At 59.7% G+C, this 18,962-nt stretch carries 19 protein-coding genes; 3 read left to right on the top strand and 16 right to left on the bottom strand.

From position 1 onward, the window contains the following. Nucleotide 1: 1 nt before the first annotated feature. Both ACFO24_RS04765 and ACFO24_RS04760 read right to left on the bottom strand, forming a co-directional pair. Entirely contained in the window at nucleotides 2-1,273 is a 1,272-nt protein-coding gene (locus ACFO24_RS04765; RefSeq protein WP_377737121.1) for an ABC transporter ATP-binding protein, read from the bottom strand. Beyond that, nucleotides 1,270-2,070, bottom strand: coding sequence for an ABC transporter permease (locus ACFO24_RS04760; RefSeq protein WP_377737120.1), 801 nt, complete (start codon nucleotides 2,068-2,070; stop codon nucleotides 1,270-1,272). The genes ACFO24_RS04765 and ACFO24_RS04760 overlap by 4 nt, the downstream gene beginning before the upstream one ends. Nucleotides 2,071-2,233: 163 nt before the next feature. Here ACFO24_RS04760 and ACFO24_RS04755 point away from each other — a divergent pair, with 163 nt between their 5' ends. The 3 genes from ACFO24_RS04755 to ACFO24_RS04745 are packed head-to-tail and all read left to right on the top strand — an operon-like array spanning nucleotide 2,234 to nucleotide 4,414. After that, a complete protein-coding gene (locus tag ACFO24_RS04755) occupies nucleotides 2,234-3,196 on the top strand; it encodes a glycosyltransferase family 2 protein (RefSeq protein WP_377737119.1) in 963 nt (320 codons plus the stop codon). Nucleotides 3,197-3,242: 46 nt separating this feature from the next. Next, nucleotides 3,243-4,073 (top strand): class I SAM-dependent methyltransferase, encoded by an 831-nt coding sequence (locus ACFO24_RS04750; RefSeq protein ID WP_377737118.1) that lies wholly within the window; start codon nucleotides 3,243-3,245, stop codon nucleotides 4,071-4,073. Beyond that, a complete protein-coding gene (locus ACFO24_RS04745) occupies nucleotides 4,070-4,414 on the top strand; it encodes an EamA family transporter (protein WP_377737117.1) in 345 nt (114 codons plus the stop codon). The genes ACFO24_RS04750 and ACFO24_RS04745 overlap by 4 nt, the downstream gene beginning before the upstream one ends. Before the next feature lie 358 nt (nucleotides 4,415-4,772). On the opposite strand, the gene ACFO24_RS04740 is transcribed toward ACFO24_RS04745, so the two are convergent. From ACFO24_RS04740 to ACFO24_RS04675, 14 genes are all read right to left on the bottom strand, one after another. After that, nucleotides 4,773-5,696 carry a peptidylprolyl isomerase gene (locus ACFO24_RS04740; RefSeq protein ID WP_377737116.1) on the bottom strand — a complete coding sequence of 308 codons (924 nt, stop codon included), beginning with the start codon at nucleotides 5,694-5,696 and terminating at the stop codon, nucleotides 4,773-4,775. Between the two features lie 97 nt (nucleotides 5,697-5,793). Then, a complete protein-coding gene (locus ACFO24_RS04735) occupies nucleotides 5,794-7,407 on the bottom strand; it encodes a cell surface protein (RefSeq protein WP_377737115.1) in 1,614 nt (537 codons plus the stop codon). A gap of 264 nt (nucleotides 7,408-7,671) precedes the next feature. Continuing rightward, nucleotides 7,672-8,121: a hypothetical protein gene (locus ACFO24_RS04730; RefSeq protein WP_377737113.1), complete on the bottom strand. Its 450-nt coding sequence runs from the start codon at nucleotides 8,119-8,121 to the stop codon at nucleotides 7,672-7,674. Nucleotides 8,122-8,266: 145 nt separating this feature from the next. After that, the gene (gene gspD / locus ACFO24_RS04725) at nucleotides 8,267-10,753 is read right to left on the bottom strand and encodes a type II secretion system secretin GspD (RefSeq protein ID WP_377737111.1); all 2,487 of its coding nucleotides are present in this window, start codon (nucleotides 10,751-10,753) and stop codon (nucleotides 8,267-8,269) included. Between the two features lie 36 nt (nucleotides 10,754-10,789). After that, the gene (locus ACFO24_RS04720) at nucleotides 10,790-11,308 is read right to left on the bottom strand and encodes a hypothetical protein (protein WP_377737109.1); all 519 of its coding nucleotides are present in this window, start codon (nucleotides 11,306-11,308) and stop codon (nucleotides 10,790-10,792) included. Continuing rightward, complete coding sequence (locus ACFO24_RS04715) at nucleotides 11,305-11,922, bottom strand: GspMb/PilO family protein (RefSeq protein ID WP_377737107.1); 618 nt, start codon at nucleotides 11,920-11,922, stop codon at nucleotides 11,305-11,307. Before ACFO24_RS04715 ends, ACFO24_RS04720 begins: the two co-directional genes overlap by 4 nt. Then, nucleotides 11,919-12,974: a PilN domain-containing protein gene (locus ACFO24_RS04710; RefSeq protein WP_377737105.1), complete on the bottom strand. Its 1,056-nt coding sequence runs from the start codon at nucleotides 12,972-12,974 to the stop codon at nucleotides 11,919-11,921. Before ACFO24_RS04710 ends, ACFO24_RS04715 begins: the two co-directional genes overlap by 4 nt. Nucleotides 12,975-13,082: 108 nt before the next feature. Then, on the bottom strand, nucleotides 13,083-13,823 hold the full coding sequence (locus ACFO24_RS04705) for a type II secretion system minor pseudopilin GspK (protein ID WP_377737103.1): 741 nt from the start codon (nucleotides 13,821-13,823) through the stop codon (nucleotides 13,083-13,085). A gap of 92 nt (nucleotides 13,824-13,915) precedes the next feature. Then, nucleotides 13,916-14,596, bottom strand: coding sequence for a prepilin-type N-terminal cleavage/methylation domain-containing protein (locus tag ACFO24_RS04700; protein WP_377737101.1), 681 nt, complete (start codon nucleotides 14,594-14,596; stop codon nucleotides 13,916-13,918). Continuing rightward, nucleotides 14,593-15,000: a type IV pilus modification PilV family protein gene (locus ACFO24_RS04695; RefSeq protein ID WP_377737099.1), complete on the bottom strand. Its 408-nt coding sequence runs from the start codon at nucleotides 14,998-15,000 to the stop codon at nucleotides 14,593-14,595. The genes ACFO24_RS04700 and ACFO24_RS04695 overlap by 4 nt, the downstream gene beginning before the upstream one ends. Continuing rightward, nucleotides 14,997-15,485 carry a GspH/FimT family pseudopilin gene (locus tag ACFO24_RS04690; protein WP_377737097.1) on the bottom strand — a complete coding sequence of 163 codons (489 nt, stop codon included), beginning with the start codon at nucleotides 15,483-15,485 and terminating at the stop codon, nucleotides 14,997-14,999. Before ACFO24_RS04690 ends, ACFO24_RS04695 begins: the two co-directional genes overlap by 4 nt. A 43-nt stretch (nucleotides 15,486-15,528) precedes the next feature. Further along, entirely contained in the window at nucleotides 15,529-15,969 is a 441-nt protein-coding gene (gspG, locus tag ACFO24_RS04685) for a type II secretion system major pseudopilin GspG (RefSeq protein ID WP_377737095.1), read from the bottom strand. Between the two features lie 33 nt (nucleotides 15,970-16,002). Continuing rightward, nucleotides 16,003-17,238, bottom strand: a complete 1,236-nt coding sequence (locus ACFO24_RS04680; protein WP_377737091.1) for a type II secretion system F family protein — start codon at nucleotides 17,236-17,238, stop codon at nucleotides 16,003-16,005. Next, nucleotides 17,231-18,952 carry a GspE/PulE family protein gene (locus ACFO24_RS04675; RefSeq protein WP_377737088.1) on the bottom strand — a complete coding sequence of 574 codons (1,722 nt, stop codon included), beginning with the start codon at nucleotides 18,950-18,952 and terminating at the stop codon, nucleotides 17,231-17,233. The genes ACFO24_RS04680 and ACFO24_RS04675 overlap by 8 nt, the downstream gene beginning before the upstream one ends. Between the last annotated feature and the right edge of the window lie 10 nt (nucleotides 18,953-18,962).

Here is an 18,962-nt window from a genome sequence, read left to right as displayed (position 1 = left end):
GTCATGGCTGGGCCTCCCACACATGGGGCAAATGCACCAAACCCGGCAGCGGCTGGGCCGCAACAAACCGCAAAGCCAGAAAGCGCAGCCACTCATCCAACACAATCAGGCCCGAACCATCGAACAAATACGCACTCACCACATAATCCCCCGAGCACAACGGCAGCGCTGGAAAACGCAGCCGCGCAGCCCAGCTCCCATCAGCCTGGCGCAGCGGCTGCACCGCCCCATGCACCTGTGGCGATGACCCATGCATCGTCACCGCCGTAATGCCCACCCCGTGCAACTGCTCCAGCATCACGCCAAAGCTGGGCGGGGCATCCCCCGGCACATGGGCCAACAACTCCAGCACCAAATCCGGCCCCGGCAACACCGGCAGCCCCTGCGCATCGGCAGCGGGCTGCAAATCCAGCGCCTGCACACGCAACCAATGCGCCCGGTCCACTCCCTGCGCTGGGACAGCCGATGCCACCGACTGCACAGCAGCAACGGCATCTGGCACTTGCGCCTCTTGGGGCTGCTGATTTTTCTGCTGGCGGCTGGCCGCCTCATACGCGGCCAGCACCTGCTCCGTTGGCCCCAGCGCCTGCATCCGCCCCCCCTGCAACCACAAGGCACGGTCACACAAATGGCGAATGTGGTAAGGACTGTGCGAACAAAACAAAATACTGCAGCCATTGCTGCGAAACGCCAAAATCCGATCCAGGCACTTCTTCTGAAAATGCTGATCGCCCACGGCCAGCGCCTCATCAATAATGAGCACATCCGGCTGCACCGCCGTCACCAGGGCAAAGGCCAGGCGCACCACCATCCCTGACGAATACGTCTTCACCGGGCGGTGCATCGCCTCATGCAGCTCGGCAAAATCAACAATCTCGGCCTCCAGCGCCGTCAATTGCGCCACCGTCAGGCCCATCAAACTGCCGGCAAAAAACAAATTCTCGCGCCCCGAGAACTCCGGATGAAACCCTGCGCCCAACTCCAAAATCGCCGTCACACGGCCCCGCACCTGCACCTGCCCTGCCGAAGGCTGCAGCGTCCCGGCCAACAGCTTGAGCAAGGTACTCTTGCCAGCGCCATTGTCCCCAATCACCCCCAGGCACTCACCGCGCTGCAGCGTCAGCGACACCTCCTGCAGCGCCCAATGGCTCTGGTGCAAAGCCTGCCCTGTCAGCACCGCCCGCAGCCGCTGGCGCGGGGACGCGTACAGCCGATACTCCTTGCCCACCCCTTGTAAAGACAACGCCGGTGCCAACGCAGATGGCCCACTCATAACCAATCCACCCACTGATCACGGCTGCGGCGCACCAACACCGCCAGCACCACCAACAACAGCACAATCCAGGCCAACAACGCCGGCCACACCTGCCACGGCGGCACCTGCCCCTGCAGCAGCAAAGACTGGCAAGCCAGCACCACCGGCGTAACCGGATTGACCCACAGCAGCCAGCGCACCCCTGGGGGCACCATCGAGAGCGGAAACAAAATCGGTGTCACATAAATCCCCAGTGACAAAGCAAACCCCACCAACTGCACCACATCGCGCAACGCCAGCGCCAGCACCGCCAACACATAGCCCAGCAGCACCATCACCACAAACATCAGCAAGAACACCAGCGGCAACAACACCAGGGCCGCAGCCCCGCCATGCCATGGCGCATAGGCCAGCACCAACACCACCAGCAAAGGCGCATACACCACCTGGCTGGCCAGCACCGCCCGCACCGGGAACAACACCGGCGGCAGCGCATTTTTTTGCAGCAACGCCCCGGCCTCCAGCAAACTGCCCATGCTGCGCTGAATCGCATCGCTCCAGGCCATCCAGGGCAAAGCCCCCACCACCAAAAAAGCCCCAACGCGCGCAGTCGGGGCATCCGGGCCCAGGCGCATCCCCAGCACCACATCAAACACCAGAAAATATGCGGCCAGCGTTGCCAGCGGCTGGGCATACAGCCACACCGCCCCGGCAGCCGTGCCGGTATAACGGGCGACCACCTCACGACGCACCAGCACCCTCAGCAAATGGCGGCTGCGCCACAGGCTGGCGGCTTCAGAACTCAAACTATGCATCGACAATCGCCACAATCAACAAAGCCGAGCATGATGCCATACCGCAAGAGCGCCTGCTGACAACTACACTGCCCGAAAAAAGCCCCCCTTATTCATTTTGCTCATCTTCACCCGCCGTCACACCCGACACAGCGAACGCTTAGAAAAACAAAGTTGCACACATATGTTTGAGAACGTACGAATTGCCGTGGCCATCCCTTGCTACAAAGTCAGCCAGCATGTTCTGGATGTCATCGCAGCCATCGGCCCGGAAGTAGAACGCATCTATGCCATAGACGATGCCTGCCCCGAAGGCAGCGGGCAATTAATCACCACCCACTGCACCGACCCACGGGTGCAGGTGCTGCACCACCCCAGCAACCAAGGCGTGGGGGCGGCCATGCTCACGGCCTACCAGGCGGCCCTGCGGGATGGCCTGGACATCGTTGTGAAAATTGACGGCGATGGGCAGATGAACCCCGCCCTGCTGCCAGCCTTCATCCGGCCCATTGTCAAAGGGCAAGCCGATTACACCAAAGGCAACCGCTTTTACCGCCCCGAATCCTTGCGATCTATGCCGCCCATCCGCTTATTTGGCAATGCCGTTTTATCGTTCATTACCAAACTAAGCTGCGGCTACTGGAACTGCATGGATCCCACCAATGGGTACACCGCTATTCACACAAAAATAATAAAAGACCTGCCGGTTGAAAAAATAGAAAAAAGATATTTTTTTGAAACCGACATGCTTTACCACCTGAACATCATCCGCGCCGTCGTTCGGGATATTCCAATGCATGCCGTATACAACGATGAAAAATCAAACCTAAAAATATCCAAGGCACTGCCAGAATTTCTGAAAAAAAATATTTCAAGATTCTTTAAACGCTATATCTACCTTTACCTTATCAGAGATTTCAACATCGGCAGCTTATACAGCCTGCTAGGCGGCTTTCTGTGCAGCGTCGGCGGCATCTTTGGGGGCATACACTGGATCAAAGGCATTATGAATGAACAAGCTGCCTCCAGTGGCACCGTCATGCTTGCAGCCCTGCCCATCATCATAGGCATGCAATTTTTAATTGCGTTTTTACATTACGACGTAAGCAACACCCCCAAAGAGCCACTGTTGTTGGATTTTTATTGAAATGCAAACCCCTGAAACACCACAGTGCGACCTGTGCAAAACAGCCATGCGCCAAGGCCGCACCGCTTGGCATTTTATTTGCCGACAGTGTGGCCTTGAGAAAACCACATTGATTCCACAAATCAATGAAATTCAAACCATCAACGAAACCCAGCGTGCCCAAGCGCTGCAAAATTTGCGCACACACAATTTTGCCACCCTGCTCTCATGGCTTGAGCAACAGTGTGCCAACCAGCAGCCTGCAGGGCAGCGGCCTACGCTCCTGGAAGTTGGCTGCGCCCACGGCTGGTTTCTGCAGCAAGCCCAAGCAAACTATGCCGCCCAAGGCATTGAGGCCGACCATGCCATGGCCCAGCAAACCCAGGCCAAGGAAATGGCGGTGCGCAGTGGGTTATTTCCACACATTCTGAAAGCCGATGAGCGCTTTGACCTGATCGTCTTCAACGATGTGCTGGAGCATATTCCCCATGTTTCCTCGGTGCTACAGCATTGCCACCAGCACCTGAACCCCGGCGGTTACGTGGTCATTAATGCGCCCGATAGCGAGGGCATTTTCTACCGGCTGTCAAAATGGCTCACCTACTTGGGCTTGGATGCATCATTTAAAAGAATGTGGCAATGGGGGTTGCCCTCGCCGCACCTTTATTATTTCAATACCGCCACCCTCAAAAAAATTGCCACTGCCAACCATTTTTCAATGCACAGCACCATGCCGCTGCCCAGCATTACTTTGGATGGGCTTATCGAGCGCATTCAATACACCGGCAATCATTCAAAAATAAAATCTTGGATAATTTTTTATCTTATTAAGACTTTTTTACCTTGGTTACAAGCTGCCAAGCCAGATATTCGTGTTTGGTTGCTTAAAAAAGAATGAAAAACATTGATTATTTTTACCTGCTCCTCTGCGTCAGCGGCATGTCTGTGGGGCAGCTGCTGTTTAAAAAAGCTGCGCTGTCGATGCCCGTTTTCTCATTGCCAGAAATTTTTAAAAACAGCTGGTTTTTATTGGCCATCGGGCTGTACGGCATCACCACCCTGGGCTGGGTCTGGATATTGCGTTTTATCCCGCTAAGCCTGGCCTACCCCATGATGAGCCTGGCCTTTGTGCTGGTGCCCATGCTGGCCTGGCTGGTATGGGGAGAGCCGTTGCACTGGCGCACCTGGGCGGGCAGCGGTTTGATTGTGGCAGGGGTGGCACTGGCTGGCAGCCGCTAAGAACGTGTTCACGATCTCCTCATGGGTGTGCGGGCGCGGCTTCGGGCGGTCTGCGTCGTTGCAAATCCTCGCAATAGCCAAGCTATTGCTGTGGTTTGCGCCTCGCAACCCATCCCGAACCGCATCCCCCACACCTTCATTCGAGATCATGAACACGTTCTAAGCGGTGGCGCTATTTAAAAAAATAGCTGCACACGCTTGATTGCAAAGCATTTCATGCGCATTTAGCACTTAAATCGTTTAATTATCAGCGCGTACAGCTATTAAAAAAGGCACCCCTTGGGGTGCCTTTTTACATGCTTTGGGGGCGACAGGTGCTCTGGACTTTGCATCGAGAGCACTGGCCCAGCAAACCGCGTTATTGGGCGGGCTTGGCCTGCTCCTCGGCGGGGATTTGCTTGGCATAGTCGCCCGCCACGGTCTCCAGCGCCTGGGGCTGCACCTGCACCTGGGCCTTGGCCTTGTTGGCCAGGGCGGCGCGGGCATCGCGGCCCAGGCCGTCGGCCACTTCTTTGATCAGCGCGGCGCGCACTTCTTCAAACGGCTGCTTGCCAGCGGGCTTGGTGGCTGTGCGCTGGATGATGTGCAGGCCAAATTGCGACTCGACCGGGTCGCTGATCTGGCCGTCTTTCAGGGCAAACGCCGTGGTTTCAAACTCGGGCACCATGCGGCCTTTGCCGAAAAAGCCCAGGTCACCGCCACGCTGGGCGGAGCCGGTATCGGCGGAATGCTCTTTGGCCAGGGCGGCAAAATCGGCACCGGCGGCCAGCTCTTTGCTGATCTGGTGGGCCTTGGCGCGGGCGGCGGCATCGGTGCCGCTGATCAGAATGTGGCGGGCCTGCACTTGCTCGGGCACCTCAAAACGCTGGGGCTGGGCGATGTAGATGTTGCGGGCCAGTCCCTCGACCTGCTCGGCACTGGGGCGGGCGGCGGCATCGGCACGCTCAAGCATCATGTCCGACAGCACGCGGTCGCGGGCCACCTGCAGGGCGGCTTGCACCACGGGGTCTTTGTCCAGCCCCTGCTCTAGCGCCTGCTGGGCCACAATGCGGCGGGCCAACAGGTTGCTCACCTGTTGCTCCAGGTTTTTGGTGCGCGATTGCAGTTGGGCGCGCACCTCGGGCGGAATGCGCTGGGCATCGGCCACCAAATCCAGGCTGGTTACCTGCACGCCAGCGGCGCTGGTGCCCACCACAATGGGCTGTTGCAGGCTATCGGCATGGGCGGCCCCCAGGCACAGGGCCAAGGCAGCGGCCACACCGGCAAGACGGAAAGAACGCATAAATCACTATCCTTTAAAGAAATCAGGGCATAAAAAAAGCGGGGTTGCCCCCGCTTTTGTAGTTTTTAGACCTGCAAAGTTTCAGGCCTGACAGCAATTACTTGCTGTAGAAGTGCGGCCAAGTGATGCCGTAGTTGCCCACCATGCCAGCAGCGGCGTTGGGGTTGGTTGCTGCGGTGAAAGCAGCGCCCAGGACGGGCACGCCATTACCGGCACCCGTACCGAAGTCAACCACACCCCAGCCAGCGCCAAAGTCGGTCTGGAAGGAGGATTGTGCAACCGATGCACCCAGGGGCGACTTGGCACCAAAGGTTGCCACGTGCACTTCACCGCACAGGTTCAGCTTTTTAGCGATGCCAGGCGATACCACGTGACCGTCTTTAACCGAGTCTTCTTCACGATCGTAGAAGGTTTGGCCAGCAGCCTGCACGCAAATTTGACCAGCAGTGTTCACAGTCAGGTTCGCATCAGCGTCGAACTTGTTAGGAAGAGTACCGTTGTTCGCAGCCAAGGTAGCCATTGCGTTACGGACGATGTAGTTAGTGGTATTGCCTGCACCCGCAGCAGCAGTACCTGTCGAACCAACGCCATTAAGAACTGTGCCTTTGATGTATTTTTCAGCATCGTAGTTGGCAGCAACCAAGTAACGACGGGTGGGCATAGAAAACACCCAGTCGGTGGCAGCATTCAAGCCTGCATCTTGGTAGAACTGGTTACCAACTGTAGCGCGGTTCAGGGCAGCGCTCAGGTTAGCTGCTTGCGTGCTTGCATGGGCAAGGGTAACGCTAGCAGGTGCCAACAGAGGCGTGGACAAATCCGGCACGTCAAAGTCTTGCTTGTCAATGATCCCCGAAGCAATCAGCGGATCAGCGGTTACCAGGGTGCTTGCGATCTGAGCTTTCTGAGGGGCATACACCGGCACTGCAGCACCAGCTGCCAGTTGCAGGGCGGTTGCCGAACCCGAGAAAGTGGTGGACTTGGCCACATTCATGATGTACCAAGAGGCTGCCAGAGTACCGGTGGGTGCACCCAACACTACAGCAGGAACTGCAGGAGGACCGACAACTGCCGCTGCCAAGGTCAGGCCATCAGTTACTGCATCCAACGCAGCAAAGGCAGATGCTGTGCAAGGAGCTTGCATCTTGCCGTCTTTTTTCACGTGCTTCACAGCAGTGTAGAGAGCTTCCAACTGATTCAGACCAGTGGTTTTGGTGTGAGCAGGAATGGTGGCCATTTCGAGAATTTCGACGTAGCCTTCACGGGTTTGTGCGTGTTTCTTCTCAGCAGTGTCCCACAGACGATTGCTCAGGCGATCCAGAGGGGCCAGAGTCACGCCATCGGTGCGCACGGAAGCAGGCAGGGTGCAGCTGCTGTCGCTGGTCACCAGTTGCAGGCGGCCTTCAGCGTTGGCAGAGGCCAGGCCAGTCCATGCATCGCCAGGCGACAGGAACACTTGGAAGTCCAGCAGGTCGTCCGAGTTGGAAGCGCCACGGAAGCGCACTTTGACAGCCTTGGCGTTAGTGGCATCAGTGTTCACCACGTGCAGCACGGTGGCATTGCCATCTTGTGCGGTGAAGTAAGGCACGATCTGGATAATGCCAGCGCCGCTTTCGTTTACATCAAACGTAGCGGGGGCAGCCATGGCGGCGCCAGACAAGCCCAGGCCACCAACCATGGTGGCGATGCTCAGGGCCAGAACATTTTTTTTCATACAAATCTCCAAATGGAAAAACGAGAGGGGAAGAAACAACTACCACCACAATGGAAGCGTGCGGCATGGTAGCACAGCAATATCCGAAAGTTTTAGCAGCAAACAGAAATTTATCCGGCTACTGCAAAAAAACAACAACCATGAATAATTGCCATTCAACCAACAGACTGCAACGGATATTGTGCAATGCAATAGGCGCAGAGGGCAATTCTTCGGCTTACACGTTGCGCAATTGCAACACGCGCAGCGGGGTCTGCGGGCCGCTTAGGGGCGAAAAACCCACCATTGTCCTTCTTCCAGAATCCAGGTTTCATCGCTGTACACGGTGGTGACCAGGCCGGGGGTCATGGGGGGGGCTACTTTTAGGCCCTGCTTGAGAACGCAGCGCTGGGGCGGCTCGTCGCAGGTGATGCTGACCACTTCGTGCCCCACGACCACGGGCACGCCCGCGTAGTGGACGCGAAAGCGCTCTTGGTCATTGACTTTGCGGTATGAGGGGCTGGTGAATTGGTAAGAGGCTGCAACATCGTTGCGCTGGCGGGCCTCCCAAAAGGCGGCGGAGCGGGCGCGGATTTGCGCTTCGTGGCCGGTGGCGGTTGCCTGCGCAGGGGCCGGGGCGGCTGAAGGGGCCGCAGAAGGGGCGGCGGCGCAGCCCGCCAGTGCGGCGACCAGGGCCAAGGCCAAGGCGGAGGTGGTGGTGCGTTGCATCATCATGGCAAGTGCAGTCCTTTCAATCATCAAGAGGTAAGGGGTGGGTCAATAAAAAGCACGCTTTAAGAATAGGGAACCCCTGCAGGGTTCCCGGCGTGCTGGTTGTGTCTGTCATGCAGCGGGGCTGCATTGCAGGGCAAGCGGCCGATCACGTACCGGATGGAGTGGACGGCAGCGGCGGCGGCGGTGCCAGGGGTGCGGGGGGTGCTTCCTGTGGTGCAGGCAGGGGTGGGGTAGGTTCTGGCTGCGGGGCTTGCTCAGGCAGGGCTTGTTCAAGCTGAGGGGCTGGCGCGGGCTGCGGTGTTTGCGCGGGCTGGGGCTGCGGCAGGTGGATGGGTTGCAGCAGGGGGGCGATTTGGCCCATGTGCTGGCGCAGGCTGTCGCCGACTTCGCGCACGTCCACATCGGTGCGCACGACGCGGGGGGTGATGATGACGATGAGTTCGGTGCGTGCGCCGTCGGTGTTGGTGCTGCCAAAGAGGTTGCCGACAACGGGGATGTCGTGCAGCCAGGGTACGCCGCTTTTGCCTTTGGTGGCGCTTTCTTGGATGAGGCCGCCCATGACGATGGATTCGCCCGAGCGCACGGCGACGCGGCTGGAGACTTGGCGCTGCAGGAAGCTGCGTTGCTGGGTGACTTCGTCTTTGGCACCTACGTCGGTGACGGATTGGTTGACGGTCATGGTGACGAGGTTGCCGGCGTTTACAGAAGGGGTGACTTCTAGGCTGACCCCGGTGTCTTTGTATTGCAGGTTGCTGGTGATGAGTTTGCCGTCGCTGTTCATGGTTTGTCCAGCTTCAAACGGTTGCTGGGTGCCAACATTGATGGCAGCAGTGTGGTTATCCAGCACCATTAAAGTGGGGCTAGCTACTACTTTTAAGTCGGTTTTGCTGGACAGGGCATTGAGCACGGCGCGCACGTTGCCCGCTGAGTTGCGCACGGTGTAGGAGAAGCCCGCACCAAGCACGTCGCCCAGGCCGCTGCCGCTGCCGGTGCCACTGCTGTTGTTGCTGCCCGTCAGTTGGCCGCTGCCGGTGCGGCCACCGCCACCGCCGCTGCCGTTGAAGGACCATTCCAGGCCGTAGCGCAGGGTGTCGTTCAAGGTGACTTCGATGATGCTGGCCTCGATCAGCACCTGGGTGGGGGGGACATCAAGGCGTTTGAGGGCGGTTTCGATGCGTTCGTATTCGGCGCTGGTGCCCCAGACGATGACGGAGTTGTTCAGCTCGTCGGCCATGACGCGAATGTCCCCCAGGGCGGTGACGCTGCCAACGCCGCCGTTGATGGGCTGCCCCGCGTTGCCCATGCTGCCGCCCAAGCCGCTGCCTGCGCCGCCCGCCAGGCGCTGCTGGTTGCCGGTTGTGCTGTTGCTGGTGTTGAGGGTGTTCAGGGTGTTGGTGGTGCTGCTGGTGGTGGTGTTCAGGCCGGGGGCTACGCCGCTGGTGCCAGCGGGGCTGGTGCTGGTGCCGCCGAAGATGCCGGAGAGTACGTCGGCCAGGTGCTTGGCGTTGCCGTTTTGCACGTGGTAGATGTGCAGTTGGGCTTGGCCACCGCCGCTGCCGGGTTGGTCAAACTTGCCCATCCAGCGTTTGACTTGCTCTAGGTAGGGGGCGTAGGGGGTGATGACGAGCAGGCTGTTTAAGCGCTCGATGGGCAGGATGTGCAAGGCCCCGGCCAAGGGGGTGGCACCGAGGCTGCCGCCTGCTGCTGGCGCAGCGGCACCTGCCGCAGCGGCCGCACCAGCCCGGCCAGTGGCAGGGGCAGGGGCTGCAGCGGCCCCAGCGGCTGCGCCGCCGTTGGCTGCGCCGCTGAGCAGTTGCAGGGCGGCGCTGGCTTCGTCGATGCTGAGGTATTTGAGGGGAAAGAGGCCGACGGACATGCCTTCGAGCAGATCGACGTCGAAGGTGCGTACAACGTCCAGCCAGCCTTCGGCCTGGGCGCGGGTGCCGCTCATGACGAGGAGGTTGCGCAGGCTATCGACGCGCAGGATGGCTCCGTCGTGCGCCATGGGGCGCAGGATGGCGGCCATTTCCTGCGCTCCGATGTATTGCAGCGGGATGACGATGGCCCCGTAGCCAGGGGCCATGGGGGCGCTGCCATCGGCAACGCGCACGGCTGCGCCCAGGCTGCGCAGGGCATCGACGCGGCCTATGTGGAATACGCCCCGGGTGTCGCGCACCATGGCCAGGCCGTTGGCTTGCAGGGCAATTTCCATGAGGTTGATGGCTTGGTCAGGGGTGACGGGTTTTTTGGTGGACAGGGTGACGTTGCCGCCAATGGGGGGGTGCAGGACGTAGTCCACGTTCAGGATGTCGCCCAAAACGGTGCGCACAAGTTGGGCGACGGGAACATCTTCGAGGTTGAGGGAGACGGCCTGCCCGGTTTCTCGCGTGTAGGGTTTGGGGGTGGCAATGCGCTGGCCGGTGCCGATGATGGTGCGGACGTTGTCGTTTTCGTCGGTTTTCTGGGCTGTAGCGCTGTCCGGGCTGTTGGCCATGGCTGCGGTGCTGCCGGGAGGCTGGTTGGGGTCGGTGCTGAAGTGGCTGACGAATTGGGGCTTTAGGGGGGCGCAGGCGAGCAGCAATTGGCTGATGGCCAGTGCGATGAGGGTGCGGGAGAGGGGTAAAGCGGTCATAGTGGCACGAAAAATACAAGTCAATCTGGATAGGTGTCATCGGGCAGCGGGGGCCGCCTGGGTGAGGTCTTTTTTCTGCACAGCCAACTGGCGTTTTTGCCCATCGCGTTGCAGCTCTACGCCCGTGGGATGCACGGCATGTAGGATCCAACCGCCCAGCGCTTGGCCCAATACCAAGCGTTGCGCTTGGCCGCCAAAAACCAAAAATGCGCCCGATGTTTTGTCGGAGGCGTAGGTGCCTAAAAGTACGGCACTGTTCCATTGGTCAGAGGCGGCTGGCGTTTCCTCTTTTTTTGGAGGGGGCGGGAGGCGGCGCTCAAGAATGAACAAGGGCCGCTCTTGCATTTGCAAGATGCGGTTTTGCCATTCTGGCCAGTCTTCGGCTTGGTGCGGCAAACTGGGTTGCATGGCTTGAATGTCTTGCAGCTGTGCAGGGGGTGGGTGCCAGTGGGTACGCTGATTGGGCAGGAGCCAAAGTCCGGCCAATAGCGCTGCCAGGGCAGCACTGGCCAGCTGCAGCCATTGCGTTGGGGTGCTGGGGCGAAGGGGGATCATGCGCCCTCCTGCAATTTACGCAGACGGAAAGTGAAACTGGCGTTAATGGCTTGCTCAACCCCAGGGGTGACGCTTTGCAGCCCCATGCGGGTGCTTAGGTGGACACGTTCAATCGTGACCACGGGCCGCAACTCACGCAAGGCCGCAAGCGCCAATTGCAGGCTGACCCAACTGCCCTGGGCACTGACCAGGAGTTGTATGCGCTGGATGCCGCTGCCTTGGGGGTCATCGTCTGTTTGCTCGGGCGGTGTATCGCCTGGCTCGGGGATTTTGACTTGGCTGCTATCGACTTTCATGCCCGCTTGGTCCAGTACGTGGCGCAGGCTCTGCAGGGCGGCATTGGCGGCTTGCTCGGCGGGCTGGTCTTCTGGGTAAAAGAATACGGTGCGGGACTGCTGGGTCTGTGCCAGAGCCTGGGCAATGGCTTCTTGCTGCTCTTGCATCCCCGAGAGGCGGGCGTACAGGCTCTCTTGGCGCTCAAGGTTGTTTTGCCAATACTGGTGTTTGCCAAACCACCACAGGCCTGCAGCGCCCAGGGGCAGCAGAAGTAGCAGCAGCAAGGCTGTTTGCAGCAGGTGCTGCTGCATGCGGACGGAGAAGTGGGGTGTTTTCATGGCGCAGCAGCTGGTTGGGCGGTGTTTTGCGGCAACTGCCAGAGGGTAAAGATGGCGGGGTTGAGCTCGGCTTCGAGAACAAAGCTTTCTTTGTTGCTGCGCCCCTCACGGGTAATGGCGGAGGGGAGTCGGACATTTTCAAAGCCGGGCTCTTTGCCCAATAGCTCTTGAACGCGCGAGGCGTTGTCACTCAGCCCTTGGGCACGCAGGCGGTTGCCTTCTAGGGCAAGGCTTTGCAGGGCCGTATCGTCGGGCAAGGCACGCGTCAAGGCTTCAAGCACTTTCAAGAAATCAGCTTCTTGAAGCAGTTCTGTCGGTAGGGCTGACAAGGTTTGCACTTGGCGCATGAGTGCTTCACGCTGGGCAGCGATGTCTTTGGTTTGATCGACCAGTGCCTGGGTTTGCTGCTGCGCTTGCAGTACCCGCTGGCGCAACTGGAGGGAGGGGGTCACGACCAACGCGGCCAATACGAGCAAAAGCACCAGGACGCTGGCCCAAAGGCTCCAGCGCTGGCGCTGCTCATGGCGTAACCGGGGTTGTTCACCCCAACCGGGACAAAGGATGGCTTTGCCCGCGCCCACGGGTGCCCACACTTCGGGAGGTTGGCTTAGTCCGTGGGCATCTACGGCACGCTGCTGGTGTTGTTCAATGGTTGCCCGAGAGGCAAGGATCAACTGCACTTGCAGTTGCCGATTAGATGGCTCGGGCTGGGCCTGGTAGGCACTGACGGTGTCTTGCGCGGCAAATGGGGAGAGGGCCAGCACTTCCAGCTCAATCGCTGCAGCCAAGTCTTCCGGCCCCAGAACTGGCAGGCGCAGGGTGCGCGTCAAGATGGCATCTTCCGGTAACAGCAGGGCGTGAAAGCGGGCCGGGCGGTCGTCTGCTTGCTGGGCGGGGCCAAGCCATTGGCCCGCACGCAGGCGAACTTGCTGGGCAGTGCATGCCACATCCAGATCGGGGTTGGCTTGTAGCAATGCCACTGGTGTGGCAGGAATGGCTTGCGCCAACCACTGGAACAGGGGCAGGCCACGACCAATTTGGCGTAAATGCATCCAAGCACTGCTGAGGTCGAGCCCAAAGAGGGTTGCATCAGCACTGAGTTTGGCCATAACGAGGGGTGTCTTTCGCAATCATGGGCAGGGGGTTTCAAAGGCGGTGTGCTATTGCGGGTGCCAGGCTGCGGTGCTCGCCAGCAATACCCAGGGCAGCCCTGTCGCAGGGTGTTTTTGCCAAGCCAGATGCCGCTTTACGCGCACCATTCCGTCTGGAAAGGAAACCGATGCCTCTAAGGTGTAAAGCCCGTCATTATCAACGCTGGCGTGAATTTGTTCCGGCGCTTGCGCCTGGAGCCAGCGCAGAAGTTCTGGTGGGGCTGCATTCTGACCAACGGTACGGGTATTTTTCTCGCTGGCGACCAAATAAGGTTGCAGTTGTATGTAAGTGCCGTAACCAAGACCGGGAACCTGGAGGATGTCCTGAACTGCTTCCCACGGCTGAGAAAAGGCCCTTGCCTGCTCTTGGCGCATTTGCTCGCGGGTGCTGACGATGGTTTGCGCCAGCGCACCGGCCTGCTGCGCACTCAGGCCTGCTGCGCCTTGGAGCAGCGCCTTCCAGGTGGGCACAGGTGCCTGGTTGATATTGACTAGGCCAGCCCACGGCTGAAAATGGATTTGCACCGTATGGTGTGCAAAGGCAATGGCCAAGGTTTCTGCCACGGGACGGCGGTTTTCTTGCTGGATTTTTTCTAAGGCCAGGTACATCGCTGCTTCGCCGATGGCTTGCCCTTGCACCAGATTGCGCTGCACCTGCGCTTGTTGCGCTTGGTCACGCACCAAAGTGCCAAGACTGGCCGCAAATAAAGAGAGGGCTGCGAGCATCCAGAGCACAACGATCAGAGCCATGCCACGCTGCATGGTTGGCGCTGGTGCAGCTGATCGCCGGGTGGCCGCTTGGCCCGACCGGAAGAAGTGGTGAAAAAGACGAGAAAAGCTCATTAGCGAGATCCCCCAATCACATGCCCGCCTTGTGCAGCGCCGCCGGCCATGGGCTGGCGCAATCCGAGCAAGGTGAGGGGCCATGCCCCTTCGTCCGACGTTATCAACTGCAGGCCGACCGAGCTGGGGAGTTCGCCATTGAGCTGAGCGATATCCCAAGCCGGTAGCCACTGCAGGCCATCGCGGTGCGAGGTGCGCTGGTAACTGAGGGAGAAGGTCTGGACGTTGCTTGCTAAAACGTAGCTTGAAGCACTTGTCCAGTCTGCATCATTGGCAGATTTTTCCCATTTTTTATATTGAAGAATCAATTGCACGCCTTGAGTGCCAGGCTGCAATGAAAGACGAAAGAGGGTGCGACCACCGCCGCCGATACTGGCGGGCATCGCGCCCAGCCATTGCATCTCCTGGGGTTGCCCTACAAAGTAGTAAGGGTTTTCATTGGGGCGCGCCTGCGCACCAGTGCGGCGCTGCTGCGACAGGTGTACCAAGGTGGAGCGCAAAAAATGCACGGCTGTGTGCTGCCGCTCAAACTGCTCGACACGGAGATCGACTCGCTCCTGTGTTTGCGAAATGCTGCGCATGGCCCCCCCCAATCCCAAGGCGATGAGAGAAAGCAACATCAAGGCAACCAGCAATTCGACCAGAGTAAAGCCCCGTGAAGGACGCAAAGGGGATATCACTGACTTTTAGCCCCATCTAGCTGTAGCAGAGGGCGCAGCGTCTGGAGCTGCCATTGCCGCCCTTGATGGCTCTGCACGTGAATATCGACGGTATATAAGACCAGTCGATTGGCTGCGGTAGCTTGCGCAGATGAGGTATGGGGGTAGGCACGCAAGGTCCAGCTCAAGGCATTGTCTTGTCCGCTTTGCACCAGCTGGCGTGGGTCAATGACTGCATTGGCATCGAGCAAGGATTGCATCAGCCACACGGCACGCTGGTTAAGACTGACTTGTTCCACTCCCCGCGCCGATCCAGCGATGGCACGGTAAATGACGGTGATGGAGAGGGCCATGATGGTCATGGCCACGAGCATTTCCAGCAGGGTCAGGCCGCGCTGGCGGTGGTGGATGGTGGCGCTGCTCATGGCTGCTCCTGACTGACGAGGCCAGAGAGCCAATCGACCCGCAGGCGCAGCCCTGTGGGGGGCTGGGTTTGGCGCAGCAGGGTGATACTGCCGCCAGTGGCCCCGCCACCGGGGAGGAAGACAATGCTTTGGCTGCCGTCGGCCAAATTGGCTTCGGCGGCGGTCTGTAGTTGCATGTCGAGTGTCTCGGGGAGGGAGTGCGCGGCCTGCCCAACCAGGCCATAGCTGCGCTGCTGGGTATTGAAGGCAACGGTGACAGGTTGGCCCTGGGTGGTGGCATCAAAACGGGCGCGGCGCAGCAGGCGGGTGATGTCTTGGACGGTGTGGCGGTAATCCATGCCGACGCGCATTTTCTCCAGGGCGGGCGGGATGACGCTGACGACCAAAGCGAGCAGGGCAAAGACGACCAGCAGTTCAACCAGTGTGAAACCGCGCTGGAGGCTGGATGGGTCGCCGCTTTGCTTGCCGCTTTGGAGGGAGCGCATGGAGAAAGACTAGGAAGAAAGCCCAGGAAGGGGTGTTCCGTGATTAGCGGGTGTTGCGAATGTCTGCGTTCTCCCCTTCCCCGCCCGGAGCACCGTCGGCACCGAGGGAAAGAATGATGGGATCGGCATTGCCAGCGGCCAAGCTGTACTGGTAGGGGTTGCCCCAGGGGTCGTTGGGCACGCCGCCTTTGAGGTAAGGGCCATTCCAGCCGATCACGCCCGCTGGTTGCTGGTTGAGGGCTTGTAGGCCTTGTTGGGTGGTGGGGAAGCGCCCTACGTCGAGCTTGTACAGCTCCAGCGCTTTTTCAACATCGGCAATTTGCACTGCGGCGGTTTTGCTTTTGGCACCGCCCAATTGATTGAGCAGGCGTGGGCCAACCAAGCCAGCCAGCAGGGTGAGGATGACAAGGACAACCAGTAATTCGATCAAGGTAAAGCCTAAGTGGCGCACAAGACCGGAGGGACGGCGGTGTTGGTGTTGCATAAAGAAGATGCTTTCAAATAAAAAACAGAGAATTTAGACCGCCAAATCATTGACGGACAGGATGCCCAGCAGGATGGCGATGATGATGGCGGCAATGAGGATGCCGAGCACAAGGATCAAAGCGGGTTCGAGCATGGTCAGGAGGCGTTTGATGCTGGTTTCGACCTCGCGGTTCAAAATATCGGAGAGCTGCAGCATCATGTCGCCCAAGCGCCCAGTTTCTTCCCCGACGCGCACGAGGTTGAGGGCGAGGGGTTCAAACTGCCCACTTTGGGTGGCCGCTTGCGCCAGCCGCTGACCTTGTTTGACCAGGGGGACCATTTGCTCCAGCGGGGCACGGATGGCATGGTTGTCCACCGTATCGCTGGCAATGCGCAAGGCTACGAGCAGGCCTACGCCGTTGTCCAGCAAAGTGCCCAAAGAGCGGCTGTAGAGCGTAATTTGGTATTTGTGCAGCACGCTGCCCAGCAAGGGCAGGCGCAGCAGCCCGTTTTGCCAGGTTTTTCGCCCCGATGGACTGGCAAGCCAGCGGCGCAACCACCAAACCAGCAAGGCACAGGCGGCCAGGATGTAGAGGCCATAGCTGCGGAAGGCATGGCCCAGGGCCATGACCCACTGGGTGGGCAGGGGCAGTGCATCGCCCATGTCAGTAAACAGTTGTTCAAACTGCGGTACGACAAAGCCGAGCATGGCCACCAGTGAGAGGACGGCAACCCCCAGAAGGATGGCGGGGTAGATGGTGGCGGAGATGGCACTGTCGCGCAGAGCGCGTTGGCGCTCCAAGTGATCGGCCAGGCGCCCCAAGACGGCAGCCATTTGGCCGCTGGCTTCGCCGGAGCGCACCATGTTGATGTAGAAGTCGCCAAAGTGCTGATGGTGCTGTTGCAGTGCCTGGCTGAGCGGCATGCCGCCTTTGACCCCTTCAAGCACGGTCTGGAGCATGGTTTGCATGGCCTGTTTATGGCTCATTTCAAACAGGACTTTCAGGGCGTTGTCCAGCGATAGGCCCGCACGCATCATGATGGCCAGTTCAGTGGTCATGGTGTGGATATCCAGCGCCTTGATGGGGCCGGTGTGTAGCTTGCGGGCAAGCGCAGCGGGACGGCCCATCTGCCCTGCTCTGCCGCCTGCTGCCGTCTCTTGCACCTTGACGGGGGAGAGGCGGTTTTTGCGCAGGTGCAGCACAACTTCCGCCACCGTGGCGGCCTGGTGGTGGCCGCTGCTGCGCTGGCCGCTGGCATCAAAAGCTTCCCAGTGGTAATCAGGCATCGCCTTGGTCCTGTGTGATGCGCAGCACTTCGTCCAAAGTGGTTACGCCTGCTGCGACTTTGCGCAATCCGTCTTCGTACAGACTGAGCATGCCGCGCTGGGCGGCCAAGGTGTGCAGGGCGTTGGCATCCTGCCCGTCAATGATGGCACGGCGCAATGTGTCGTCCAGCACCATCAGTTCATGCACGCCCGTGCGGCCCTTGAAGCCGCTACCCCGGCAGTGTTCGCAACCCACGGCCCGGCAGGGTTGCGAGTCTGCCGTTAAAAAGCGTTGCAGGCTGGTGCTTTCCCGCACGGTGGTCGGCAGCTCGACAGGTTGTTTGCAGTGAGCGCACAGGGTGCGCACCAGGCGCTGTGACAGGACACCGTTAACGCTGGAGGTGATGAGGTAGCTTTCCACCCCCATATCACGCATCCGGGTAACGGCTCCTGCCGCAGTGTTGGTGTGCAAGGTGGAGAGCACCAGGTGGCCGGTCAGGGCCGATTGCACGGCAATTTGTGCGGTTTCGGTGTCACGCATTTCGCCGATCATGATGATGTCGGGGTCTTGCCGCAGGATGGAGCGCAGGGCGTTGGCAAAGGTCAGGTCGATTTGCGCATGGACTTGAATTTGGTTGATGCCATCAAGTTGGTATTCGACGGGGTCTTCAACGGTAATGATTTTGTTGGCCTGGGCATCCACTTTGGACAGCGCGGCATACAGGGTGGTGGTTTTACCAGAGCCGGTGGGGCCAGTGACCAGGACGATGCCATGGGGGCGGGTGAGCAGTTCGTTAAAACGCTGCAGGGTGTCGGTAGCAAAGCCCATGGTATCGAGGCTCAAGCGCACGTTGGCCCGGTCCAGCACACGCATGACGATGCTTTCACCATAGACGGTGGGCGTGGTGGAAACACGCAAGTCCAATTCGCGCCCTTTGGCGCGGGTTTTGATGCGGCCATCCTGGGGCAAGCGGCGCTCGGCAATGTCCAAGTGGGCCAATAGTTTGACGCGGGAGCCAACGGCCGCGCTCAGGCGCACGGGGACGACTTCGGCCAGGTGGATGACCCCATCGGTGCGGTAGCGTACGTTGAGGCCATCCTCAAAAGGCTCAAGATGAATGTCGGAGGCATGCAGCTCAATGGCGCGGGCGATGATGCTGCTGACCAGGCGAATGACCGGGGCTTCGCTGGCCAAGTCTTTCAGGTGTTCGACAAAATCACCGCCACTGGCGCTGCCCGACCAGCCGTTTTCATCGGCATCGTCGGTAGCCTGTTCTTCTTGGGCATCGGCCAAGGCTTTGCGAATGTCGGCTTCCAGCGCCAAGGCCGGTGCAATTTGCAGCCCGGTGGCCAGGCGCAGGGCTTTGGTTATGAAGGAGTCCTGAGGTACGGCCATGGCCACTTGAAGCACGCCCTCCTGCACAGCAATGGGGCAGACGCACTGGGCATCCAGAAAACCGGGTTGCAGGCCCGGTACTTCGGGCAAGAGATCAGGAAAGTCATCGGTGCGCAGCCAGGGCACGCCCAGTTGTTCGGCCAGAATTTGGGCAACATCAGCTTCGGCAACCACGCCAAGCTGCACCAGGACTTGCCCCAACAAGCCGCCCAGCTCTTGCTGTGCCTGCAGCGCATTGTGCAAATCTCGCTCAGACAGTTTGCCTGCAGCGATTAAACGCTCGCCCAAACGGGGCGAGGAAAGGTGGGGTTCTGCACGTTCCAGGGAGGGCTCGCTCATGGCTGCATTC

It is taken from the genome of Comamonas denitrificans (assembly GCF_042654745.1).
GTDB lineage: Bacteria > Pseudomonadota > Gammaproteobacteria > Burkholderiales > Burkholderiaceae_C > Comamonas > Comamonas denitrificans.
The sequence above is the reverse complement of the archived record's forward strand: the minus strand, read 5'-3'. Positions and strand labels throughout refer to the sequence as shown.